Source organism: Enterococcus malodoratus ATCC 43197, assembly GCF_000407185.1.
Taxonomy (GTDB): domain Bacteria; phylum Bacillota; class Bacilli; order Lactobacillales; family Enterococcaceae; genus Enterococcus_A; species Enterococcus_A malodoratus.
In genome coordinates this window covers 444,740-470,108 of the sequence record NZ_KE136481.1, presented here as the reverse complement: position 1 = coordinate 470,108, position 25,369 = coordinate 444,740, and the positions used below count along the sequence as shown (strand labels likewise).

The window sequence follows — 25,369 nt, the reverse complement described above, 5'->3', positions numbered from 1 at the left end:
TTTTGTATCCAAAACTAACAATGAAAAGAGGAAAAAAATATGGAATTGAAATTTGTTGTGCCAGATATGGCCGAAACATTTGGAAAGATAAGTTATGCCGGTGAAGGTGAAGTTTTAACAGAAGGATATGGTCGGAATACCACAGTGATTGGTCGCAGTTATCATTTATATTCCAGTAAACAACGGGCTGATGATATTGAAGTGGTGGTAGCTGCGGAAGCTGGAGAAAAGGATTTTGACCAAGACCAACCGCTAAAAGTCGTGAATCCTCACTTGGTTGCCAAAGGCTATGAGATTGAAAACCGCGGTTTTACCGATTATGTGTTGTATGTCGATGATTTAGTGAAAGCATAGGAGGAAAAGAAGATGAGATTAACAGAAGGCATTGTCGTAGATTCAGGATTAACCTTTGGCAAGTTGCGGTTTTCCGCATTACGCCGAGAAGTACGGAAACAAAATGAGGATGGGACGGTTAGTAATGAGGTGAAAGAACGGACCTATAATTTGAAATCTTCTGCGCAAGGTCGAATGATTCAAGTTAGTATCCCAGCAAATGTGCCCTTACGCGAGTTTGCCTATGATGCAGAGGTAGAGCTGGTCAATCCAATCGTGGATACGGTCGCCAATTATGTTTTTCGGGAAGGAACCACCGTTAATTGGTTCATTAAGGCCGATGATTTAGTCTTGAAACGACAACCGACTCAAGGAAATCCCACGAACCAAAATGAAGGTAAGAAATAGGTGAAGCGTATGGAAATTAATGTCGAACATATTTTAGATTGTCTCGATCAATATGGAAAAGGCGAGCTAACGGAGGAACAACTCACGAAAGCATTAACCTATGATGAAAAAATGTTTCTGATTATGCATCAAGGGTTACTGGATGTAGGTAACGATGCCAAAGAAGACTTTGATGTACTGGATTGGTTAGGGGAGGAAGAGTCCTTCTTTATGGTTGTCGAAGTAAATGAAAACTTATGTCGGCAGGCGGAATCTGTTTTGGAAGAAATCGGTGTGGAGATGACGGATGCCATTGAAAGCTTTTTAAAACAATTGGTTGAAGCGAAACAACTTCCCATCGCAGGAAATGACTAGCATAACTTCTTGAAATTTCCCAATAAAATCCTATTGGGAAATTTTTGAATGGAGGTGAAAACCATCAAAATGTACAAAGGGCATCGCATACGCACAGGAGATCGGCACTTGGTGTATCACTTTGTTCTTGGCTGGATCATTGCTTTGTTCATCGGTTGGATGAGCGTCTTTTATTTTCATGAGCTTAGACAATTTGATCTTTCTAAGCCATCACTTTCTACTATTGAAATCGTTTGGTCTATAAAAGATTTAGCGTGTCTGGTTGGAAGTCTCGCTCTTTCAGGAGTTATGATGTTGCTTTATATTCACTTTTTTCAGGACCATTGGCGAAGTTTGTGGCATCGACAAAAGTTGGCTCGGATGATTCTAGAAAACCATTGGTATGAAGTGAAACAAACTCAAAGTGAAGGCTTTTTCAAAGATTTGAATAGTAGTCGGACCAAAGAGAGTATCAGTTACTTTCCCAAAATTTATTATCGAATGAAGGATGGCTTACTTTCTATTCGCGTTCAAATTTCACTAGGAAAATATCAAGATCAGTTATTGAAGTTGGAAAAGAAGCTCGAAAGTGGGCTGTATTGTGAGTTAGTAGAAAAGGAACTCAAAGACTCCTATGTGGAATACACCTTGTTATACAATATGATTGCCAATCGAATTGGAATTGAAGAAGTAGTGGCAGAAAACGGGGTTTTGCGATTGATGAAAAATCAAGTATGGGCATATGATTCTTTACCCCATATGTTAATCGCTGGTGGCACAGGTGGAGGGAAGACCTATTTCTTACTCACCATTATCGAGGCTTTGCTGAAATCTGATGCAGAAATATTTGTTCTTGACCCAAAAAATGCGGACTTAGCCGATTTAAGCACGGTAATGACTCACGTATACTCCCAAAAAGATGAAATTTCTACTTGTGTGGAGGATTTCTATGAACGCATGATGGCTCGTAGTAGGACAATGAAAGAAATGCCTAACTACAAAACAGGAGAGAACTATGCGTATCTTGGACTTCCGCCCAACTTTTTAATCTTTGATGAATACGTGGCTTATATGGAGATGTTAACAACGAAGGAAAGTGCGGTGATTTTGAATAAGCTCAAGCAAATCGTGATGTTAGGTCGTCAATCTGGTTTCTTTCTGATTTTAGCTTGTCAAAGACCGGATGCGAAATATTTAGGAGATGGGATTCGGGATCAATTTAACTTCCGTGTGGCCTTGGGAAGGATGAGTGAACTCGGGTATTCCATGATGTTTGGTGAGGTTGAAAAAAACTTCTTTATGAAACGCATCAAAGGACGAGGTTATGTGGATACAGGCGGGAGTGTGATTAGTGAGTTTTATACTCCTTTAGTTCCAAAGAGTTATAACTTTTTAGATGCCATTCAGGACATAATACAAGTAAATCTTAAATCTAAAGAATAACGCTAAAATACAAACCGACATTTAATCTGTTTTATTTTCTTAATCTATTTTTAGAGATAAGGTAAATATCATGAATTTCTAGAAAACAAGATATAAATTTATGTCAAACAGGAGAACAGTATTGAAAGTAAAAAACTCAAAGCAATTGACAATACGTGATTAAATGGATACTATTCAACTTATTAATTGAACTATTTTAGTAGAAGAGATTGAAAATCTTAAAGGAGAAAAATTGAGATGAATCACACTAATAAAGAGTTATTTGAACAATATTCTTTGATGGGGAAAGCTTTAGCTAATTCAAATCGTTTGGAAATCATGAGCCTTCTTATGCAATCTCCAAAAACAGTTGAGAATATTGCAAAAGATACTGATTTATCTGTTGCGAATGTCTCCAAACATTTACAGACCCTTTTGAAAGCTCACTTAGTTAAAAATCAAAAATATAAAAATTATATTTATTATCAAGTTTTTGATGTGAACATTGAGAATATGTTGACGCTCTTTTTTGAAACCGCCCAAGATCAGCTTGTTAAGCGAAATGTGATTAAGCAAAATTTTGAAAATCCTAAAGAAGACGATTACATTTTGACGATTGAAGATTTAGAAGAAAAGATTCAGGCAAAAGAGGTTGTACTGATTGATGTAAGACCTTCAGAGGAATACTTAACTGCCCATATTCCTGGTGCTATTTCGATGCCTGTGCAAGAGTTGGAAAGTATGATTAATCACTTACCGAAAGATAAAGAAATCGTTGCTTACTGCCGTGGGCCGCATTGCTTGATGGCAAAAGAGGCAATTGCGATTTTAGAAAAACATGGTCGACAGGCTGTTCGACTTAGCGAAAGTGTAAATGATTGGAATTTACATCATATCTCTCATTGATAGAAAGAAATTGAAACTGCCTATTAATTAGGCGGTTTTTTTCTTGATACAAATATTTTGCCAGAGAAATATATTTATGTTAGTATTCAACTCGTTAGTTGAATAGGTTTTGAATTAGAAATTGTGGAGGAATGTAAATGGAATTAGATGTAATCGTGATAACGTAGGAACAAAAAATCATGATTAAATTAGAATCTAAAGTGATAAATTTTTAAAGGAGGTTACCTATGATCTATGATGTAGTAATAATTGGGGCAGGACCCGGAGGTATGACCGCTGCTTTATATGCAGCACGTTCAAATCTTTCAGTGTTGATGTTAGAAAAGGGGCTTCCTGGAGGACAAATGAACAATACTGCAGAGATTGAGAACTATCCAGGATTTGAATCTATTCTAGGACCAGATTTATCCATGAAGATGCTTGCTGGTACAGAAAAATTTGGTGTCGAGTTAAAGCATGATACTGTTGAGAAAATTGAGAATGGTGGCAGTATAAAAATTATTAATGGCTTAAATGAAATGTATCAAGCCAGAACGATAATCATTGCCACAGGCGCAGTTCATAAAATGCTTGGAGTAAAAGGTGAAGATTCTTATTCAGGAATGGGTGTATCGTATTGTGCGGTATGTGACGGCGCGTTCTTTAGAAATAAAGAACTATTAGTAGTTGGTGGTGGAGACTCTGCGGTGGAGGAAGCTATTTACCTAACACAATTTGCCTCTAAGGTAACAATTGTCCATCGAAGAGATACCTTAAGGGCACAAAAAATACTTCAAGAACGTGCTTTTAATAACGAAAAAATTTCTTTTGAATGGAATGCTGTAATTGAGGAAATTAAGGGAAACCAAATGAAAGTGACCTCAGTTCAGTTAAAAAATCCAAAAAACGATCAGTCGAAAGAAATTACTGCTGACGGAGTATTTATTTATGTCGGTTTAGATCCTATTACCCAACCATTTACAAGCTTAGGAATTGTAAATGATAATGGATGGATCAGAACGGATGAGAGAATGCGGACTACCATTCCTGGTATTTATGCTATTGGAGATGTGAGGGAAAAAGTATTACGTCAAGTTACAACAGCTGTAGGTGATGGAAGTATTGCAGGTCAAGAGGCATATAAATATATTGAAGAAAACTCAAAAATAAATGTATAGAATAGGTGAAGAAATGAAAAAAATTAATGATCAACAATTTAAAGAAGAAACAAGTCAGGGATTAGCATTAATCGATTTTTGGGCTCCATGGTGTGGTCCATGTAAAATGCAGGCTCCTATTTTGGATGAATTAGAAGCTGAGATGGGTGATAAGGTATCAATTTTTAAATTGAATGTGGATGATAATCCAGTTACGGCTAGTGAATTTGGTGTGATGAGTATTCCAACATTAATGATAAAAAAAGACGGTCGGGTTGTTGACAAGCTTGTTGGCGTACATGACAAAGAAACTTTAGCAAAAATATTGAATGAGTTTGCTTAATTAGCAAAAAAATTAATTATATTTGGATAGAAAATGTGACAAAGTGAATAGCCTAGTAGCCAAGAGCAAAAAATGTTCTTGGCTTTTTTCTTTGCAATGAATGAGGTGATTTATGACATTTTTAGATTTATTTGCCGGGATTGGTGGTTTTCGCTTAGGTATGGAACAAGCGGGCCATCACTGTATCGGCTTTTGTGAAATTGATGAATTTGCTAGGCGTAGTTATAAGGCAATTCATGATACTAGAGAGGAGGTGGAAATGCATGACATCACAAGTATATCAGATGAGTTTATTCAATCCCTCGGACCAGTGGACATCCTTTGCGGCGGATTTCCGTGCCAAGCTTTTTCAATTGCGGGAAAGCGGCAAGGATTTTCCGATACTCGAGGTACTTTATTCTTTGAAATCGCTCGGTTCGCCGCTCTTCTCCAACCTAAGTTTCTATTCCTTGAGAACGTCCGAGGGTTGCTCAATCACGAAGGAGGGGCTACGTTCGAGACGATCCTCCGAACGCTGGATGGATTGGGGTATGATGTGGAATGGCAGGTGTTTAACTCAAAGGCCTACGTTCCCCAAAGTCGCGAGCGGGTCTTCCTTATCGGACATTCTCGAGACGCATGTACCGAACAGGTATTTCCTATCATTGGATCGTCTCCAACATCTGATCAAAACATCAGAAACTTAGTAAATATCAATCCTTCCAATCGTGGAATGGGGGGCCAAGTCTATGGTTCAGATGGTGTAGCACCAACCTTAACAGGCGATGAAGGAATCAAAATCGCATTGCCGGTAAATGAGGGGATTTCAGTAGCCGGTATGTTGCCGGGAAATTTTGAACAAGGTAATCGGGTTTACGAGGTGACCGGAACAGCTCCCACTTTGTCAACGAAACAAGGTGGAACGAAGATCATGATTCGAAAAAATAAAACAGAATATCAAGAGGTGAAGCCAGGGGACAGTGTGAACCTGGCTTTTCCTAATTCCACAAGTCGCCGAGGACGTCTGGGAAAACAAAGTGTGCATACCTTATTAACAGGAGACCAACAAGCAGTCGTCACAAATCAGTATCAGATTCGGAAGCTAACACCTAGAGAGTGCTGGCGGCTTCAGGGCTTTCCAGACTGTGCTTTTGATCGGGCAGCTCAAGTCAATTCAGATAGTCAATTGTACAAACAGGCCGGAAACTCTGTGACAGTTCCGGTCATTTTTGATATTGGCAGAAGATTAAAGGAGGTGGATAGGCATGATTTATGATGAGTTGATTGGAGAAATCTACTGGGTGATTGGTAAGATTCAGTCAGATTCAGAACTAGAAGAAGAATTACGCCGGCTCAATTTTGATATTTGCAAAAATGGGGTGAAAGTCCCTGGTGATTCATATGTAATGGACGAGGAAACCGATGCTCGAATTGAGCTGAATCAAGTCATCAGTGAATTGGAACGGATTGCGGATCATGCAAAAGAATCGAATATCCGTCAAGACTTGTTTGAGATTAAGGCAGAGTTGGAAATTGGGGGCATTGCCGAGGAGTAACCGCCAAATAAACCAACTGATAGGCGCTGACCGCGGAGGATTTGCGAAGCAGAAATCCTCCGTGGTGCTGTGCCTGTTCATGGACGGCGCCAGCCGGCCATGATGTCTCACCCCCCGTATCTAACAGGGGGGTACAAAAACACAAAAAATAAGCAAGTAGCTATTAATAATTACTGGTGTAGCAAGGGAAATTAACGATTTGATTCAGTGTGAAGTATTCGTCAATTACTTCACACTTTTGCTTTAGGAGGTGATTATTTGGCGAAAAGAAATTTAAGCAAGGAACTGCTAAAAGAAAAGCGTAAGGATTATAAGGTTTCGCAGAACAAATTAGCTGTCGCATGTAATTTGACTCGAGAGTATATCAACAAGATTGAATCAGGTCTACTTACACCATCAGAAAAGACCATGAGAAAAATTTTTGACCAACTGGAAAGTTTCAATCCCGATTTGCCTTTGACGTTACTGTTTGACTATGTAAGGATTCGTTTCCCCACAACGGATGTACGGAAAATTATTCAAGAAATTCTCCATTTGAAATTTGAGTATATGCTTCATGAAGATTACGCCTTTTACTCCTATCAAGAACAATACGTCATGGGCGATATTGTGGTGATGTTGTCTCATGAAGAAGATAAGGGCGTTCTTTTGGAATTAAAAGGGCGAGGTTGTCGGCAGTTTGAAACTTTTTTACTCGCACAAAAGCGTAGCTGGTACGACTTTTTCGAAGATTGTCTAAAAGCTGGTGGCGTGATGAAACGCTTAGACTTGGCAATCAATGATCGAGTTGGTTTGTTAGATATTCCTGATTTAACGAAAAAATGTCAGAAGGAAGAATGTATCTCCTTGTTTCGTACCTTTAAAAGTTACCGTTCCGGGGAACTGTTGAAAGCTGATGAAAAGGATGGCATGGGCAATACTTTATATATCGGTAGCCTCAAGAGTGAGGTTTATTTCTGTTTGTACGAAAAAGATTATGAACAATATATCAAGTTAGGAATTCCATTAGATCAGACCAAAACGAAAAATCGTTTCGAGATTCGACTGAAAAATGACCGAGCCTATCATGCGATTCAAGATTTGTTAAAAGGTCGTAGTATTGAAAGTACCACATTTTCCATTATCAATCGTTATTTGCGATTTGCGGATAAAGTAGATGGAAAACGGAGAACCAATTGGCCCTTAAATGAACAATGGGGTCGTTTTATTGGACGGAACCGGAAAGAGATTCAATTAACTTCTGAACCGAAACCGTATACCATTGAACGAACCTTGAATTGGCTAGGTAGACAAGTTGCCCCTACGTGGAAAATGGCTAAGGAGTTGGATCGTTTGAATCAGACAACCTATATACAGGATATGGTACAGAATGCCCGCTTATCAGACCGGCACAAAAAGATTTTGGAGCAACAAAGTATGGTAATTGAAAATTTGATTATATGAAATGAGGAATTTTGATGGGAGTTGTAAAAGATATTTTACTGGTATTTGGTGGCAGTATGCTTGGTGTTACTGTGATGTGCTTGATGAATGCAAGTGCAGCGGTGGACCGAGCAATGGAAAAGAAAGGAAAGTGACAAGATGAATTTCGGACAAAATTTATATCAATGGTTTTTAACCAATGCCCAATCCTTAGTCTTACTGGCAATTGTGGTCATTGGTTTGTTTTTAGGATTTAAGCGAGAGTTTTCCAAACTGATTGGCTTCTTGGTGATCGCTTTGATTGCGGTAGGGTTGGTCTTTAATGCTTCTGGAGTGAAGGATGTCTTACTCAATTTGTTTAACCGAATTGTCGGGGCTTAAGGAGGATCTATATGGAACAGATGCGTGTTTATATTGCGAATCTCGGGAAATATAACGAAGGTGAGTTGGTGGGTGCGTGGTTTACCCCACCTGTCAATTTTGATGAAGTGAAAGAACGAATTGGAATAAATGACGAATATGAGGAATATGCAATTCATGATTATGAGTTGCCCTTTGAGATTGATGAGTATACACCAATTGAGGAAATTAATCGTTTGTGTGGCTTAGCGGAGGAGCTTGAAGGAACGCCGATTGGTGAAGTTGCTTCTGAGATTCAACATGCTTTCTTCAATTCTTTTGAAGAAATGGTAGAGCATGTGGATGATATTGTCTATTATCCAGATTGCGATGATATGAGTGATGTAGCATATTTCTTGATTGTAGAAAATGGTGATTTTGGAGAAGTACCAGAACACTTGAAGACGTATATTGATTTTGATGCGTGTGGTCGAGACTTGGAGATTGGAGGCAACTATTTGGTTACGAGTCGAGGTGTTTTTGAGTATCCTAATTAAGAAGAAAAACATCTGTTAAGTACGTGTTATCTTTGTTATCATAATGTATGTAATGATTTCTATAATCAGATAACGAGGGATAAATATGGAACGTGGATTTGAATACTTAGTTGATGTTCATGGAGAACCTGGAGCAAGAGATATCTTTGAGAGAATTTGTACTAATTTATTTCAATCGATGTATGGTCCGACTACAAAATCAGTAGAAGTTTCAAGAGGTGATGGGGGTATAGATGTTTTAGTAGGAGATTTACCAAAGCCTCAGAAAGTGTATCAATGTAAATTTTTCTTAAACGGATTAGGATCTTCTCAACGCCAACAGATAAAAGAATCATTTAAGACTGTCACAACAAATTATGAAATCACAGATTGGAGACTTTGTTTGCCATGCATACTAACTCAACAAGATTTGCTGTGGTGGTCAAAATGGAAACACGAGCAAAGTGAGTTAACTGGTATACAAATTGAACTATGTGATGGATCCTATCTTATTCACCAACTAAAATCATATGATATCTATGAACGTGAATTTGATGAGGATATTAGGAATCAGTTGAAAATAATTTCGAGTGAATTAGCCCTTCAAAAACAGCGAGTCATTGATGAAATAATATATGATGATTTAGATGGAATTGAAGATGAATATAATGATTTCATTTTTGTGAAGATGTTAGAAAGTGCAGGTATTTTTGATACTAACGAATATAAAATAGATTTTTTTAATGCAGAAATATCAAGGCAAGAAAGTATAAGCAAAGATGAAGTTGAAGGATTGAGAATATATAGTAATTTGAAGATAAAAATCTTATCTCTGTGGAGAACACAATTTAATATATTTAAATCACCTGATAATGGTCAAAACTTATTGCTTCAAACTTATTTAAGGATAGAAGATTTAGATTCAACAACTCTCCTCTCAAATCCTGAATATAACTTACTAGCTAAAAAGGGTATATTACATCAGCTTGCCAATGAGAAAAAAATAGGATGGGTAACTAATTATCTTGAAAAATTATCTGAATATGTAGGTGAGGAAATATGAATGAAATAGTTGAGGGTGTGACTTATAAGGAGTATCTTCTTACTCTAATAAGAATTATTACATTTTTAGATTGCCTAGGGGAAAATCATAAAAAAAATACTACAATGGAAAGAATTGTTTGTTATGACTTTTTTTTAAAATACCCCGAATTTCTTGATAGTAAGAAAAGTGAAGATTTTGATACTAAATTCTCTTATTTTCATTGGAAGCCTAACTATAAGTTATATGATTCCGTTCTTGCAGATGCTCAAGCGCGTTGCTTAATTAAACTAAAACCTGAATCATCTAATTATATTTCTACAGAACTAGGTACTGAATTTATAAGCGGAATGTCGAACAGCTATATTGAAAATTTAACTGAGTCATCTAAGTATATTGAAAAAAATATATGTAAATTATCTAATAAAGCTATCAATGAGAAGATAAGTGTTCTTCTTACGACTAGTAGGGGGGTAGAGTTGTGAATCTTTTTTTGAAAACATTTAGGTTAATTGGAATTGATAAGAATTATGAAATAAAATTTATCAAGGGCCTTAACGTGATTTCGGGTCCTACATCAACTGGTAAAACAACAATTTTTGAGCTTATTGACTATGCTTTTGGATCTAAGTCACATAAATCATATATAGAAGTAGGATCAAAGTGTACTGATGTTGAGCTAGAATTTGAAATAAAAGGGAAACTATACAGAATTAAGAGAACTTTATTTAAATTTGATTTACCAATATTAGTAGAGGTATTTAATGAGGGTGAAGGTAAGTTTGATATCCTTGGAACGTATTTCGAACGTAGTAAAGATTATAATAAAACTTTATCGGCATTTTTATTATCTAAATTGGGTTTAGATGGTATTAAAGTTGCTAATCAAAATTTTAGTTTTCGAGATTTGTTTAAGTTCTCGTATCTGAAACAGACAGAGATAGATAACGAAGATATTTTATCTGAAAAAAATTGGGCGGTGAATAATAAGCAGAAGGCAGCTTTTGAAATTATCTTTAATTTCTATGATAAGCTAATTGGGGAATTAAAGAGTCAATTGAGTATCAAACAAGATGAATATAAGAATGAGACGATTAAAGTAAACGGGATTCAAGAATTTTTGAAACAATCTGATATTGAAAATTACGATACAGTTGAAAAAAGGAAAAAAGAGCTTGATTTACAAATTAAAGAGCTCACAAAATTGCTAAACGAAAATAAAGAAAAAATAAAGCTGGATTCTTCAAACTCTATGACAGATGAGCTTGAAGAAAATGTTATAAAGAAAAAAAAGGATAGAAATTTAATACTTGCAGAAATTGCTGATCAAAAACAGTATATTCAAAAATTAATCACATTATCTAATCAATATTCGAATGATCTTGAAAAAATTGATGCTGCAATTATGGGAGTACGTGAAATCAACAAGTACGATTTTAAGCTTTGCCCTAATTGCCTGCAACCGTTATCTATGCATAAAAATTCTTTGAATTGTATGCTTTGTGATAATTCAATGGAAAATCTGGCAGAGCAAGTTATTGAACTCAAAAATGAAAAAAGAAATATAAATAAAAAAAAGAATGAACTTGAAAAGCATATAAATCATTCTATGTCTGTAAGAGAAGAATTAGTAAAGAAAAACGAGTTACTTACTAAGCAAATAAATCAAGACGAGCGAGTTCTTTCAGATTTGACAGACGCCTATGTTAATCCTTATCTTCAAGAAATAAGCCTTATAAATTTATCGCTTGGTAAATTATATAGTGAAAATGATGAACTAGATAATAGCCTCCGATTTATTAAAGAACTTAACAGACTTCTGTTGGTTTTAAAGCAAAAGCAAGATGAGCTTGAGGATTTGAAGACTCAAATTGAAGAGCAAAAAGAAATGAATGACAAAAGTGATATAATTTCGAAATTAAATATCAAGTTTAATGAGATTCTAGAAGCATTTCATTTTCCAAAACTTTCAAATGCTTACATTGATCCAAAAAACTATCTTCCATATATTAGGGGAAGAAGGTACAATGATTTAGGTAGTTTAGGAGCTGTAACTTTATTAACGGTTGCATATTATCTATCAATTTTGGAAAAAGCATCAAGCAGAGAAATAAATTCAAATCATTTAAATCTGTTGATGATTGATACACCTAGTAAGAATTTAGGTGTTTCTTCAAAAACAGCTGAATTTCAAGATGAAGAAATTTTCAAGTCAATGATAGCTTATTTTGTAGAATTGGATAGCAAGATGTCCGATGAAATTCAGTTAATTGTTATCAATAACGGATATCCAGATACATTACCAGCTAAAAATATAATAAAAGAATTCTCATCAGATGGTAACTCTGGATTAATTGATGATATTTAATAGTTTAATATTGAAGGTTGTTCCTATTTGGAACAGCCTTTTTTGAAAGGAGAAACCGTGAAGAAAATAAAAAGCTATACCAGTATCTGGGCAGTTGAAAAGGTCATTTATGCAATTAATGACTTTCAACTGCCTTTTCCTGTGACCTTTAATCAGATGGCTTGGTTTGTTTTATCCTTGCTGTTTGTCATTGTATTTGCTCATGTGCCTCCACTATCCATGATAGAGGGGGCATTTCTAAAATACTTGGGCATACCGGTGGCGGTTACTTGGTTTATGTCGCAAAAGACGTTTGACGGCAAGAAACCATTGGGATTTTTACGATCCTTTATCAGTTATCACTTGCGATTTAAGGTCACTTTTGCAGGAAAGAAAGTCAAAGAACAGAAGAAACGATGGGACGAATCCATTACTCTTGTAAGGAGTGTGAACTATGTACCCGATTAAGTATATCGAAAACAATCTTGTGTTTAACCAAGAAGGCGAGTGTTTTGCCTACTATGAATTAGTGCCTTACAACTACTCCTTTTTGTCACCGGAACAAAAATATCAAGTACATGATAACTTTCGCCAATTGATTGCGCAAAACCGTGAAGGTAAGATTCATGCCTTACAAATTGCCACAGAAAGTAGTATACGCGCTACACAAGAACGATCGAAAAAGGAAATTACCGGTAGACTCAAAGAAGTCGCGAAACAACGAATTGATTTACAGACAGAGGCATTAGTATCCATGATTGGCGATAGTCAGATTGATTATCGTTTTTTTATTGGCTTCAAACTGATTGCGACAGATGAAGAGGTCAATCTAAAGAATCTCAAGAAATCTTTCTTCTCCGGCTTTCAAGAATTTGTCTATGGAGTGAATCATCATTTGATGGGCGATTTTGTTTCCTTATCCAATGAAGAAATTCGCCGATATACCAAGATTGAAAAACTAATGGAAAGTAAATTGGCTCGAAGATTTAAAGTCAGACGAGTCACACCGAGTGATCTGACGTATTTGATTGAACATATCTATGGCAAAAAGGGTACACCATTTGAAGAATATGAATTTCAGCTACCAAAGAAAAAGCTGAAGTCGGAAACTTTGGTGAAACGTTACGACTTATTACGTCCCAGTCGTTGTTTGATTGAAGAAAAGCCCCGTTACTTACGTATGGAACATGAGAATCATGAATCATATGTAGCGTACTTAACAATTAATACAATTGTGGGGGAAATGGAGTTTCCCTCCTCAGAACTTTTCTATTACCAGCAACAACAATTCACTTTTCCGATTGATACTTCAATGAATGTAGAGATTGTCACCAATAAAAAGGCACTTGCTACCGTTCGCAATAAGAAAAAAGAACTGAAAGATTTAGACAACCATGCCTATCAATCTGATAATGAAACGAATTCCAATGTTTTAGATGCGTTGGATTCCGTAGATGAATTGGAAACCACCTTGGATCAGTCCAAAGAATCTATGTACAAACTGAGCTATGTGGTTCGAGTGAGTGCCGAATCAGTAGATGAACTAAAGCGCCGCTGTGATGAAGTGTTCGATTTTTATGATGATACCAATGTAAAATTAGTCCGTCCTTTTGGCGACATGATGGGGCTACATGAAGAATTCTTACCCTCAAGTAAACGATATATGAACGACTATATTCAGTATGTTACGTCTGACTTTCTGGCGGGGCTTGGTTTTGGAGCTACACAGATGTTAGGAGAGTTGGAAGGCATTTACTTTGGCTACAATGTGGATACAGGGCGTAACGTTTATCTGAAACCGGCATTGGCTTCACAAGGGGTAAAGGGTTCAGTTACCAATGCTTTGGCAGCTGCTTTCCTTGGTTCACTTGGTGGTGGAAAATCCTTTAGCAACAATCTCTTAGTCTATTATGCAGTGCTGTTTGGTGGGCAAGCTGTAATTGTCGATCCAAAAGGTGAACGAGGTGGCTGGAAAGAAACCTTGCCAGAAATTACGGATGAAATCAATATTCTCAACTTAACCAGTAAGCCAGAAAATCAAGGCTTACTTGATCCTTATGTGATTATGAAGAAAAAGAAAGACTCAGAAAGTCTAGCGATTGATATTCTGACCTTTTTAACAGGAATTTCAAGTCGAGATGGGGAGAAGTTTCCCGTTTTACGCAAGGCTATTCGAACCGTTACCCAAAGTGAGCAACGAGGATTGCTACAAGTCATTAATGAGCTTCGAAAAGAGGGCTCGCCAGTTGCGGAAAATATTGCCGATCATATTGAATCGTTTACCGATTATGATTTTGCCCATTTGCTTTTCTCAGACGGTTCAATTACCCAGTCGATTAGCTTAGACAAGCAGTTGAATATCATTCAAGTGGCGGATTTGGTTTTACCGGATGCGGAAACGACTTTTGAAGAATACACCACCATGGAATTACTAAGTGTTTCCATGCTAATCGTCATTTCGACTTTTGCCTTGGACTTTATCCATAGTAATCGAGAAATTTTCAAGATTGTGGATTTGGATGAGGCGTGGAGTTTTCTTCAAGTGGCTCAAGGAAAGACCTTATCCAATAAGCTCGTTCGTGCAGGTCGGGCCATGAATGCCGGGGTTTATTTCGTCACGCAAAACAGTGACGATTTACTGGATGAACGCTTGAAGAATAATATCGGGTTGAAATTTGCGTTTCGCAGTACCGATATTCATGAAATCAAGAAAACCTTGGAATTCTTTGGGTTGGATCAGGAGGATGAAAGCAATCAAAAACGTCTGCGAGATTTGGAAAACGGTCAGTGTTTAATGCAAGATTTGTATGGTCGAGTAGGCGTCGTCCAAGTTCATCCAGTCTTTGAAGAACTCTTCCATGCCTTTGATACCCGTCCACCGGTTCAAGAGAGAATGGAGTGAGGAGATGAAAAAGAAACTTTTTCGGATTATGGGAATTCTCGCAATCAGTCTCTGCATCATTTTACTTCTTCTCAGTCTGATTGGAACGGTGGCCGAGGCAACTGGATTAGTTGATGATACGGTGAAAGCCGGAAACCTTTATTCCAAATATTCTCTGAACAATTATCAACTAGATTTCTTTGTGGATAGCTCTTGGGACTGGCTGCCTTGGAATTGGGGGGATGGCCTAGGGAAGAGCGTGATGTATGGCCTTTATGCCATCACTAATTTTATTTGGACCGTAAGTCTGTATTTATCGAACGCCACAGGCTATGTAGTTCAAGAAGCTTATAAATTGGATTTCATTTCGGATACAGCTGAAAGTATTGGGAAGAATATCCAAACCTTAGCCGGCATTACCGAAAATGGACTCCAGACCTCGGGTTTCTACTTCGGTTTCTTATTATTAATGATTTTGGCTCTAGGAGTTTATGTGGCGTATACCGGATTATTAAAACGAGAAACTACCAAAGCAGTCCGGGCTGTCATTAATTTTGTGATGATCTTTCTACTTTCGGGTTCGTTCATTGCTTATGCGCCTACCTATATCACAAAAATCAATGACTTTAGCTCAGATGTTAGTGAAGCGGCTCTTAGCCTTGGGACCGAGATCGTTGTACCGAATTCTGAAAGCCAAGGGAAAGATAGTGTCGATTTGATTCGGGATAGCTTATTTTCCATTCAAGTCCAACAACCTTGGTTACTCTTGCAATTTGATGATTCCAATATAGAAGAAATTGGCGAAGACCGAGTCGATAAAATCTTATCCGTGAGTCCAGATGAAAATAAAGGCAAAGATCGGGAAGAAGCGGTCAAGGCCGAGATTGAAGACAATGACAATGCGAATTTAAGTATTACCAAGACCATGAACCGCTTAGGGACCGTGGTCTTTTTGGTGTTGTTCAATATTGGGATTTCCTTCTTTGTTTTCCTCCTAACCGGGATTATGTTATTCTCCCAAATTCTCTTCATTATCTTTGCGATGTTTTTGCCGATTAGTTTTTTATTGTCCATGTTGCCGACTTATGAGAGTTTGGGAAAGAAGGCGATTATTCGTTTATTCAATACGATTATGATGCGAGCGGGAGTGACCTTGGTGATTACAACTGCTTTTAGTATCTCCACGATGTTTTACAATATTTCGGCGACCTATCCCTTCTTTATGGTAGCTTTTCTACAAATTGTGACCTTTGCCGGTATCTATTTCAAATTGGGTGACATTATGAGTATGTTCAACCTCCAGAGTAATGACAGTCAGTCAATGGGCAGACGGGTGATGCGAAGACCGCAAATGTTAATGAATCGTAAATTACGGCAACTCAATCGAAATGTGGGCCGAACTCTGGCCTTTGGTGGAGGTGCAGTAGTTGGAAATAAGTTGTCAAAGGATCAACAAAAGTCCAGATTGTATTCTTCTGGTTTTTCTCCACGAAAGAATCCGTCGCTACCTAACAATAACGAGGCATCACCTGACCCGACTAAGGAAAATCCAATCTCAAAAAATAAGAAACAGTCTAGAATGAATTTAGCTGGGAGAAAAATCGGCAAAGTTTTGGATACCCAAGCTTTGGTGAAAGATAAGTCCAAACAAGTAAAGGATCAAGTACGAAGCACACCGACCAACTTGAAATACAACCTCCATAAAGGAATTGAAAAAACGAAAAAAGCACCAGAAGAATTTAAGCGCGGACTGGTCCAAGAAAAAGCAAATCGAGCGGAGTTGCTAGAAAAACAACGACAATGTAGAGATGAAAAAATGGCTGAAAAGCGCAAAGTATTGAACGAAACAGGGAATCGTCATGGAAAAAGACGGGGAAATGTTCCGATAAAAACAGAGCTCCAACCTCAAAAAGATAGAGCGCCGAAAAGAGAAGCACCAAAGCGGATTGTGAGAGCAAATCCGAATCCCGAAATCAAACGAAAACTAACTAGTCAGGAAAATGTTTCAAAAAGAATAAGTCAACCATCAAGTAAGAAAAATTCTTTCCAACAAGTGAAACAGAGGTCTACACTGCCCAAGCAAACCAATCAAAAAGTACAAAAAAGAATGAACTCTCGTCCAAAATCAAGGTCGGGTGAGAAAAAATGAACTTAAAGAAATTAAGTATCATTTCGTTAACCCTCCTGACAATCTCCTTTATGGGTATCTTGATGTGTGTGGGCTTGTTGTTTGGTGAAGACAGTGAAGGAAGTAATAGTTCAGGTGCTTCTCTTGGGGGAAGTAATGTCTCAGAAGAAGTTTTGAAACATCGTGCAATGGTAGAAAAATATGCCAAGGAATCAAGCATCTCAGAATATGTCCTGATTCTTTTAGCGATTATTCAAGTGGAATCTGGTGGCACAATGGAAGATGTCATGCAGAGTTCTGAATCGGCAGGCTTACCACCAAATTCGTTAAGTACCGAGGCATCCATCAAACAAGGATGTCTCTATTTTGCGTCTTTGGTTAAGCGTTCCAACGAACTGGGATGCGATCAGGATAGTATTATTCAAGCTTATAACTATGGTGGCGGGTATCTAGATTATGTCGCGAAAAACGGGAAGAAGCATAGTTTTGCTTTAGCTGAATCTTTTTCAAAGGAAAAATCGGGCGGTCAAAAAGTCGATTACCCTAATCCCATCGCGATTAAGGAAAATGGTGGATGGCGCTATAGCTATGGCAATATGTTTTATTGCTTATTGGTGAAACAATACCTAACTACAACACAGTTTGATGATAAAACAGTCCAAGGAATTTTTGACGAGGCCTTTAAGTATGAAGGAACGGCCTATGTATTTGGTGGCTCAAGTCCAGAAACGGGTTTTGATTGTAGTGGTTTGACCCAATGGTGTTATGCCAAAGTTGGTCTGAAACTTCCTCGGGTGGCTCAAGATCAGTATGATGCCATGACCCATATTGACCTAAAAGATGCCAAACCAGGTGATTTGGTTTTCTTTCATTCGACTTATAATGCCGGTACTTATGTGACTCATGTGGGCATTTACGCAGGGGAGAATCGCATGTTTCATGCAGGAGATCCAGTGGGCTGGACAAATCTAACGGAAAGCTATTGGCAGCAGCATCTTATCGGTGCTGGACGGTACAAATAAGAGAAAAGAGGAAAAATAATGAAGATAAAAATTGAACGGAATCAAAAGGAAAAGAGCCCAAAAAAGAAAAAAGAACGAGTTGTATCCGTGGGTAAGCATCGAAAAATGGTGCTTGCCCTTTGGCTTTTATTGTCTTGTAGTCTTGCTTTTGGCGTTTATAAAAATTTCACCGCCATTGATCAATATACAACTCATGAAAAAGTGGTTATAAAAGAGAAGGTAGTGAATACTTCTGGCGTTGAAAGTTTTACAGAGGATTTTGTGAAAGAATATTTTTCATGGAAAAATAACAAAGAAGCAATTGAAAAGAGAATGAGTACTCTTGGACAATATCTTACAGAAGAAGGTCTCACCTTGAGCCAAGATATGGTTCGGGCAGATATTCCCACTAGTTCCGAAGTTCAGTCTGTAAAAATTCTAGATGTTGAAAAAAGGTCAGATAATTTTGTCGTTTCATTTCTAGTGGATCAAAAGATTACAGAAGGAAAGAAGTCACAACAGGTTTCTTCTGCTTATCGAGTGACAATCTTTGAAGATGAAAACAGGAATCATATAGTAACGAGTTTACCTACCCTGATTGGAAAACCGGAAAAGGCTCAATATGAAGCAAAGAAAGTAGAAAATAGTTCAGAAATTGATGGTAAAATAACGGAAGAAATTACAGAGTTTTTAGAAATGTTTTTCAGAATTTACCCAACTGCTTCTGAAAAGGAGCTTGAGTATTATGTTGAAGATGACACAATGAGTCCAATCAATACGAACTTAAAACTTGTGGAATTAGTGGATCCAATTTATACACAAAATGGAAAAAATATTCAAGTGAAAGTTGATGTAAAGTATCTTGGTGATTTATCAAAAACAACTAATTACTTTCAGTATGAATTGGAATTACAGAAAGATGGAAACTGGAAAATTATTGACTCTGAATAAAAACAAATTAAAACAACAGATGAATTATTTATTTTTGATAGAGTGAATCCGTCGAGTACTTTTTTCATTCCCTATTATTTGTTACATCTTTCCGAAAAAATAAAATATATACTATTATTATGATCCGTAATCCTATATTTATTTGGGATTGCGGATCTATTTTATATTGGAGAAATAACTATGTTTAAAAGAGAAATCAGCACTATTTAGTGCCAGTTATCAAAGAAGTAGTGTTTATTGTCAACGGCACCTTTAAAATGTAGGAAAACGGCAATTTAAAATTGTTGGTTTTCCTACATTTTTGTATGCTCTTCTTATCCCAAATGAAATGGAGGCTCAGGGATGAGAAAAGACATACGCGAAGGAGTGATGATCTACATGATCAATGAAATCAAACCCAATTATGCTGCACTGGCAAAACAATACGACTGCGACTACCGAACAGTTAAGCGTGCTTACGAAGAAGCTCAAGATAAAGAATCAAAACCTCCAGAACGTAAGAAGCGCCCGAGTAAGTTAGGTCCCTACAGAGAAATCATCCAAGATAAAATTAAAGACCAATGCAGTGCTTACAGTATTTTTAAGTTTATTGAGCGCAAAGGATTTGGAGGAAGCTACAGTTTAGTAAAGACCTATTGTCGTCAGCTTAAGCAGGCGAAAGTACACAAGGCAACCGTCCGAGTCGAACATAGTCCCGGGCTTTCTGCTCAGGTTGACTGGAAGGAAGATATGCGACTAATCAGTAATCATGGCGAAATTTTTGAATTCAATATCTTTTTGTACGTCTTGCCATATTCCAAGAAAAAATATGTCACACTAACTTTCGACCGGAAACAAGACACACTCTTTGAGTGCTTAGATGACGCGTTTTATCAAACCGGTGGCGTTCCCAAAGAAATCTGGTTCGATAATATGAAGACAGTCGTTGACCATTCTCGTAGTCAGTTTTCCAAACCGCATTTCAATGAACGTTTTTATGCCTTCAGTAAGGATGCCGGCTTCACGCCCATTGCCTGTCGGGCATTTCGCCCGCAAACAAAGGGCTGTGTCGAAGCTTTAGCCAGGACTGTTGACCGCCTACGGGTCTATAATCATGAATTTTATGATGCCGTTGAGCTGTGCCATTTAGTGAATGACCTTTGTGTTGAGCTAAATAACGAGGTTTCTCAATCAACTGACCAAACACCAGATGATCGTTGGCAGACAAACGAAAAAGAGCACCTGCATCCATACCCAAAAAACCTTTTGAATCCCTATTTTGAAGACTTTATTCGCCGTAAAGTCACCAAGGAAGCAATGGTCATTTTCCGTAAATGCAGGTACTCTGTGGCGCCTCGCTATATCGGTAAAGAAGTCGAGATCGAACTCTCCGATAAAGAAGACCAAGTACAGATTTATTATAACGGAGAACTGATTCGGTCGCATCCATTAACGACAAAACAACTGAACTACCACGAGGAAGACTATTTCCAAATCTTGAAATCCGATGTCATGAGTCACAAAGAAGACGATGAAATCAGAGCGTATACTCGTGAAAGTCTCAAGCAATATGATCTGGTGGAGGTTGCTGATGAAGAATAGCCATTACCAAGAACTGATGACCAACTTAGAGACTCTTGGTTTGAATCATATGCGGGAATATGTTCCTAACTACATCGAAGTGGCCAATCGAGAGGAGCTTTCTTTAACGGAAGCCCTTCTTGAGCTGACACGCAGAGAAGTGGATCATCAAAATAAGCAAAAAATGAATCGTGTGGTGGCACGCGCCCGCTTTCCTAAGAGAACCAGCCTGGAAGAGTTTGATTTTGCCTTCCAGCCAAGTATCAATAAGCGTGAAGTACTAGACTTAAAGCACATGGGTTTTGTGGAAAAACATGAGAACTTAGTCTTTATCGGCAGTCCTGGTGTGGGCAAGACGCATCTGACGATTGCATTGGGAATTGAAGCATGCCGTCAAGGCTATCGGACACTATTCATCACCTGTCATGAGCTACTTTTGCGTCTGCGAACAGCCTATGAAAAAGGTACCCTAGAACGTGTCCTCAACCGATACGCTCGCTATGACGTCTTGATTATTGATGAAATTGGCTATCTTCCGATTCATAAACAAGAAGCTGATTTATTCTTTCAGCTTCTTGCCATGCGCTATGAACACCGCTCTACGATCATTACGACGAACATTGTCTTATCTCGTTGGGGCGAGTTGTTCCAAAGTCCTGAGATCGCAGCTGCCATCCTTGACCGTTTAGTACATCACGTCAAAGTGTTCAAGATTACAGGCAAGTCTTATCGTATGAGAGACAAGATCTAAAGTGTCGATTGCCGACAATTATTACTGCCGAAAACCTACATTTTTATCCTGCCGAAAACCTACAATTTTAAGCTGCCCTTGACATTTATTGAGGTTCAGTTATTTTTGGAGCATTATAATAATGTTGTTCAACAGTTAACTTCAAGCTAATAAGAGAAGCGTTGAAAATACAGATTGCAAAACATGAACAGCTATGATTCGTTTTGGTGCTAAGTGTGATGACTATGCTCCATTAAAAAGGTTCATTCTCCTTGCTCTGGAGTTAACTTTAGGGATTAAAATAAATATAATAGGTTATCGAAATTTGATTTTATTCAGTGACGAAAAAGTAGTTTAATAATTTCTCGAAAGGGTGAGTAAAATGAACAGATCTATAAAAAGAGCATTGGTGTTGCTTGGTCTACTACTTTTTCTGGCCTCAGCTTGTAGCAGAAATCCGGGTGGAACGGACAGTTTCACAACCGAAAGTAAGAGGTCAATTATCACTGAAGAAAAAGGAAGCGAACAAGCAACGATGCAGAAATTTACGTTAAATTCTACAGTAGGAGAGGTGCTGGCAGATCCTGCTTTTGAAAATTTTGGTCATCTGCTATTTCCTGTAGACAGAAGTGTGACGGAAAATATGAGTTTGGCCGATGTTAGCACTAGCCGGGTATTTGTTTGGTACAACAATCTCCAACCAGAAAAAACGGTAGAAATTATCAATCACTTAAAAAGTCGGGCGCTGGAGGGCCAGCGGATTTTCTATCCTATTTATGAGGAGAAGGAAATAGCGGCTGACTCCGCCAAAGCGAATACGGGATTGTTTCACTTTGGCGGAGAGGCGGGTAAACCCTTTGCAATCATGAATGCCGGGGGCGGTTTTTCCTATGTGGGAGCGATGCATGATAGCTTTCCCCATGCGCTAGCGGTTACCGACCATGGTTATAACGGCTTTGCCTTAATCTATCGTCCAAATGATGCCTATGCGGACCTTGCTAAGGCCATTGAATACCTTTATGACCATGCCGAAGAACTCAATCTGAGTGGCGAAAACTATTCCTTGTGGGGGGGCTCGGCTGGAGCGCGCATGGCGGCTACCTTGGGCAATGCAGCTTCCTTGTTCCAACTGACTGGGCGCAAGGATATTCCCCAGGCAGCTGCTGTGGTGATGCAATACACGGGATACAGTGTTTATTCTCCTGCCGATGCGCCCACTTATGCAAATGTGGGAACAAATGACGGTATTGCATCTTGGCAAACCATGGAAAGTAGACTTCAGCGCCTGGAGAGTCTAGGGATTACTACGGAGTTTCATGTGTACGATGGACTACTCCACGGCTTTGGTCTGGGGACCGGCACGGTGGCGGAGGGGTGGTTTGATGATGCGGTTGCGTTTTGGGCGTCACAGATGAAGTAGACAAGGAGGAGGTGAGATGGAAAAAATATTATTTACGGGAATGTTGCTATTGTCAGCTTTAACCATATTAGCATGCCATCAAGGGAATCAACAATCAAATACTTCAGATACTAGTAGCACGCAAATTTCTGGCGGAAAAATGGACATTAGTCAGATTAATGCTTCACAAGTTGGTTTATCAGATGATGAATGGAACAATTGGTTCTGTTGCAAAGTTTTAAATAAAGAATAAAATCCCTTACGGTATCTATGATTTAAGCTGGGATTCCCAATAATACCTTGATTTCAGTACAGACCGAAAACCCGAAGAGAGTGCCTTCTTTTCGGGTTTTCTTATATAATCCTCGGATGGCTTCCATGCCTTTAATCGTGGTAGAGGCAGTGCGTAAACTTCGATAGAATTTATTGCGTCTCTTTACTGGACGATGGTCTTGTTCAATCAAATTATTCAGGTATTTAATGGTACGATGTTCTGTCCCTTGATAAAAGCCGTATTCTTTTAGTTTCTTAAAGGCACTTGTAATAGAGGGGGCTTTATCTGTGACTACAACCTTCGGTTCATCAAACTGCTTCACTAACAGCTTAAGAAAAGCATAGGCTGCTTGTGTGTCCCGTTTTTTACGTAACCAAATATCCAAGGTTAAACCATCTGCATCGATTGCTCGATAAAGATAGTGCCATTTCCCTTTGATTTTAATATAGGTCTCATCCATCTTCCACGAATAGAAGGATTGTTTATTTTTCTTTTTCCAAATAGTGTAAAGTAGTTTTCCATATTCCTGTACCCAGCGGTAGATGGTGGTGTGAGAAACGTTAATGCCACGGTCATATAGGATTTCTTGGACGTCACGATAGCTAAGATTATACCGAAGGTAGTAGCCTACGGCGACAATAATCACATCTTTCTGAAATTGCTTGCCTTTAAAATGATCCATCTTGATTCCTCCAAGCTATCTTTTCCATTCATTTTACCTTAAAATCAGTTTATCAGAAAACTTTGCAACAGAACCATCTATGTTGGTTTGGATCCAATTACGCAACCATTTGTAAGTTTAGGAATTGTAAATGATAAAGGATGGATAGAAACAGACGAGAGAATGCAAACTACCATACCTGGAATTTTTGCCATTGGAGATGTTCGGGAAAAGGAATTACGTCAGATTACAACAGCTGTAGGCGATGGGAGTATTGCAGGTCAAGAAGTATATAAATATATTGAAAAAAATTCGAAAATAAATGCATAGAATAGGTGAAAAAAAATGAAAACAACTAACGATAAACAATTTAAAGAAGAAACGAATCAAGGATTAGTTTTAATCGACTTTTGGGCTCCATGGTGTGGTCCCTGCAGAATGCAAGCACCTATCTTAGAATCATTAGAGGCTGAAATGGGAGACAAAGTATCAATTTTCAAGTTGAATGTGGACGAGAATCCAGTTACAGCTGGTGAGTTGGGCATAATGAGTATTCCAACGCTATTAATTAAAAAAGATGGTCGTGTTATGGACAAGTTAATAGGAGTACACGATAAAGATACCTTAGTGAAAACATTAAATGAATTTGCATAATTACTAACTAGATGAAGTAAGTTAGAGTAGTGAATAGGAGTAACAAGCTTATCTCAGAAGCCAAGAGCAAAATGCTCTTGGCTTTTTTCTATAGGTTCATTAATAAGATTCTACAAGATCATGATAAATTCACGTCTTTTGTTAACGCCAATAATCACTATGAGGCTATTAGGGATATGATTTAAGTTAAATAAGCTATTGGAATTTGGAATTGATTATCATTGTCATATAAGCCTGTTTGGTAATTGATTTAATATGTGTCATGTTATAGTATTGATAGGATGAAGAGAAAAAATTTTCACCCTACAATAAAAAAGGAGGGTTTTGAAATGAGTTTAGATTATTCAGATCGAGGGAAACAACCTGTTGTAGAAAATATTGAGGCGATGACTGTCGAAAATGAAAATTTTCGAACAACTATTTGGACTGGTGAAAAGTTACAAGTGACGGTTATGTCAATTGAACCTGGTGATGATATTGGCTTAGAGATTCATGAAGGAATTGACCAATTTTTGCGTATAGAATCAGGTAGTGGAGTTTGCAAGATGGGACCAAAAGAAGATGATCTTTCATTTGAAAAGCCAGTAAAAGATGATGATGCAATTTTTGTTCCTGCTGATACTTGGCATAATGTGGAAAATACGGGAGACGTTCCTTTGAAACTGTATACTATTTATGCGGGGCCAGATCATGTAAAAGGAACCGTTCACCCTACTCATGAAGATGCTAGAAACGATCCGAATGAAGATTAGAAATTAATAAATGACTAGATAATAAGCAACCCCTACTATTTGCCGGTAATTTTTCGGTAAGTAGTAGGGGATATTTTTTTCTAAAAACCGAATTTGCAAAGTGTGTAAAATTTGCTAACTATTATTCGAAAATGTCCACCATTCATAAACAAAAATTTGTTTCATAAGCGGTTGACAAATGAATGGTCGTTCATATATGGTTGTCTTAACATATGATTCTTGGTTCATATGAATGAATTTAATGGTTGAGGAGATGAAGTTAGGATGGATAATTCT

At 37.8% G+C, this 25,369-nt stretch carries 28 protein-coding genes and 1 pseudogene; 28 read left to right on the top strand and 1 reads right to left on the bottom strand.

The features are described from left to right. Nucleotides 1-39 precede the first annotated feature (39 nt). The 25 genes from I585_RS02240 (at nt 40) to I585_RS02125 (ending at nt 23,005) form a co-directional block, all read left to right on the top strand. Nucleotides 40-354, top strand: coding sequence for a YdcP family protein (locus tag I585_RS02240; RefSeq protein WP_010739406.1), 315 nt, complete (start codon nt 40-42; stop codon nt 352-354). Nucleotides 355-366: 12 nt separating this feature from the next. Then, nucleotides 367-741, top strand: coding sequence for a YdcP family protein (locus tag I585_RS02235; protein ID WP_010739405.1), 375 nt, complete (start codon nt 367-369; stop codon nt 739-741). Continuing rightward, nucleotides 742-1,095, top strand: a complete 354-nt coding sequence (locus I585_RS02230; protein WP_099050632.1) for a damage-inducible protein J — start codon at nt 742-744, stop codon at nt 1,093-1,095. A 69-nt stretch (nt 1,096-1,164) separates the two neighbouring features. Further along, nucleotides 1,165-2,517, top strand: a complete 1,353-nt coding sequence (locus I585_RS02225) for an FtsK/SpoIIIE domain-containing protein (RefSeq protein WP_034708597.1) — start codon at nt 1,165-1,167, stop codon at nt 2,515-2,517. 237 nt (nt 2,518-2,754) lie between these two features. Further along, entirely contained in the window at nt 2,755-3,402 is a 648-nt protein-coding gene (locus tag I585_RS02220) for an ArsR/SmtB family transcription factor (RefSeq protein ID WP_010718217.1), read from the top strand. Nucleotides 3,403-3,632: 230 nt separating this feature from the next. Then, the gene (gene trxB, locus I585_RS02215; protein WP_025480321.1) at nt 3,633-4,559 is read left to right on the top strand and encodes a thioredoxin-disulfide reductase; all 927 of its coding nucleotides are present in this window, start codon (nt 3,633-3,635) and stop codon (nt 4,557-4,559) included. Nucleotides 4,560-4,572: 13 nt separating this feature from the next. Further along, a complete protein-coding gene (trxA, locus tag I585_RS02210; protein ID WP_010718215.1) occupies nt 4,573-4,881 on the top strand; it encodes a thioredoxin in 309 nt (102 codons plus the stop codon). Nucleotides 4,882-4,993: 112 nt separating this feature from the next. Then, a complete protein-coding gene (dcm, locus tag I585_RS02205; protein WP_010739402.1) occupies nt 4,994-6,136 on the top strand; it encodes a DNA (cytosine-5-)-methyltransferase in 1,143 nt (380 codons plus the stop codon). After that, a complete protein-coding gene (locus I585_RS02200; RefSeq protein ID WP_010739401.1) occupies nt 6,126-6,416 on the top strand; it encodes a hypothetical protein in 291 nt (96 codons plus the stop codon). The genes dcm and I585_RS02200 overlap by 11 nt, the downstream gene beginning before the upstream one ends. A 258-nt stretch (nt 6,417-6,674) precedes the next feature. After that, entirely contained in the window at nt 6,675-7,859 is a 1,185-nt protein-coding gene (gene mobT, locus I585_RS02195; RefSeq protein WP_010739400.1) for a MobT family relaxase, read from the top strand. A gap of 14 nt (nt 7,860-7,873) precedes the next feature. Beyond that, the gene (locus I585_RS22825; RefSeq protein WP_010739399.1) at nt 7,874-7,993 is read left to right on the top strand and encodes a DUF3789 domain-containing protein; all 120 of its coding nucleotides are present in this window, start codon (nt 7,874-7,876) and stop codon (nt 7,991-7,993) included. A gap of 4 nt (nt 7,994-7,997) precedes the next feature. After that, a complete protein-coding gene (locus I585_RS02190) occupies nt 7,998-8,219 on the top strand; it encodes a hypothetical protein (protein WP_002298822.1) in 222 nt (73 codons plus the stop codon). 11 nt (nt 8,220-8,230) lie between these two features. After that, nucleotides 8,231-8,734, top strand: coding sequence for an antirestriction protein ArdA (locus I585_RS02185; protein WP_010739398.1), 504 nt, complete (start codon nt 8,231-8,233; stop codon nt 8,732-8,734). An 85-nt stretch (nt 8,735-8,819) separates the two neighbouring features. Continuing rightward, nucleotides 8,820-9,776, top strand: a complete 957-nt coding sequence (locus tag I585_RS23485; protein ID WP_010739397.1) for a hypothetical protein — start codon at nt 8,820-8,822, stop codon at nt 9,774-9,776. Then, a complete protein-coding gene (locus tag I585_RS02175; protein WP_010739396.1) occupies nt 9,773-10,240 on the top strand; it encodes an ABC-three component system middle component 2 in 468 nt (155 codons plus the stop codon). Before I585_RS23485 ends, I585_RS02175 begins: the two co-directional genes overlap by 4 nt. Beyond that, entirely contained in the window at nt 10,237-12,123 is a 1,887-nt protein-coding gene (locus I585_RS22815; RefSeq protein ID WP_010739395.1) for a hypothetical protein, read from the top strand. The genes I585_RS02175 and I585_RS22815 overlap by 4 nt, the downstream gene beginning before the upstream one ends. Before the next feature lie 57 nt (nt 12,124-12,180). Beyond that, nucleotides 12,181-12,570, top strand: a complete 390-nt coding sequence (locus I585_RS02165) for a conjugal transfer protein (protein ID WP_010739394.1) — start codon at nt 12,181-12,183, stop codon at nt 12,568-12,570. Continuing rightward, on the top strand, nt 12,557-15,004 hold the full coding sequence (gene tcpF, locus I585_RS02160) for a conjugal transfer ATPase TcpF (protein ID WP_010739393.1): 2,448 nt from the start codon (nt 12,557-12,559) through the stop codon (nt 15,002-15,004). Before I585_RS02165 ends, tcpF begins: the two co-directional genes overlap by 14 nt. Before the next feature lie 4 nt (nt 15,005-15,008). Further along, entirely contained in the window at nt 15,009-17,132 is a 2,124-nt protein-coding gene (locus I585_RS02155; RefSeq protein ID WP_010739392.1) for a CD3337/EF1877 family mobilome membrane protein, read from the top strand. Beyond that, on the top strand, nt 17,129-18,133 hold the full coding sequence (locus I585_RS02150; protein ID WP_010739391.1) for a bifunctional lytic transglycosylase/C40 family peptidase: 1,005 nt from the start codon (nt 17,129-17,131) through the stop codon (nt 18,131-18,133). Before I585_RS02155 ends, I585_RS02150 begins: the two co-directional genes overlap by 4 nt. Before the next feature lie 18 nt (nt 18,134-18,151). Beyond that, complete coding sequence (locus I585_RS02145; RefSeq protein ID WP_010739390.1) at nt 18,152-19,063, top strand: conjugal transfer protein; 912 nt, start codon at nt 18,152-18,154, stop codon at nt 19,061-19,063. Nucleotides 19,064-19,405: 342 nt separating this feature from the next. Further along, nucleotides 19,406-20,644 (top strand): IS21 family transposase, encoded by a 1,239-nt coding sequence (gene istA, locus I585_RS02140; protein WP_010739389.1) that lies wholly within the window; start codon nt 19,406-19,408, stop codon nt 20,642-20,644. Next, nucleotides 20,634-21,374: an IS21-like element helper ATPase IstB gene (gene istB, locus I585_RS02135; protein ID WP_010739388.1), complete on the top strand. Its 741-nt coding sequence runs from the start codon at nt 20,634-20,636 to the stop codon at nt 21,372-21,374. Before istA ends, istB begins: the two co-directional genes overlap by 11 nt. 361 nt (nt 21,375-21,735) lie before the next feature. Continuing rightward, entirely contained in the window at nt 21,736-22,773 is a 1,038-nt protein-coding gene (locus I585_RS02130) for an alpha/beta hydrolase (protein ID WP_010739387.1), read from the top strand. 16 nt (nt 22,774-22,789) lie between these two features. Beyond that, nucleotides 22,790-23,005, top strand: coding sequence for a hypothetical protein (locus I585_RS02125; protein ID WP_010739386.1), 216 nt, complete (start codon nt 22,790-22,792; stop codon nt 23,003-23,005). Between the two features lie 22 nt (nt 23,006-23,027). Here I585_RS02125 and I585_RS02120 read toward each other — a convergent pair whose 3' ends face one another. Beyond that, nucleotides 23,028-23,708, bottom strand: coding sequence for an IS6 family transposase (locus I585_RS02120; RefSeq protein WP_010739385.1), 681 nt, complete (start codon nt 23,706-23,708; stop codon nt 23,028-23,030). 75 nt (nt 23,709-23,783) lie between these two features. Between I585_RS02120 and I585_RS22810 the strand changes: the two are divergent. The 3 genes and pseudogenes from I585_RS22810 to I585_RS02110 form a co-directional block, all read left to right on the top strand. Then, a pseudogene (locus I585_RS22810) lies at nt 23,784-24,017 on the top strand (NAD(P)/FAD-dependent oxidoreductase); the annotation flags it as partial. 15 nt (nt 24,018-24,032) lie between these two features. After that, on the top strand, nt 24,033-24,341 hold the full coding sequence (gene trxA / locus I585_RS02115) for a thioredoxin (protein ID WP_002341372.1): 309 nt from the start codon (nt 24,033-24,035) through the stop codon (nt 24,339-24,341). A gap of 329 nt (nt 24,342-24,670) precedes the next feature. After that, on the top strand, nt 24,671-25,093 hold the full coding sequence (locus tag I585_RS02110; protein WP_002341373.1) for a cupin domain-containing protein: 423 nt from the start codon (nt 24,671-24,673) through the stop codon (nt 25,091-25,093). The last annotated feature ends 276 nt before the right edge of the window (nt 25,094-25,369 follow it).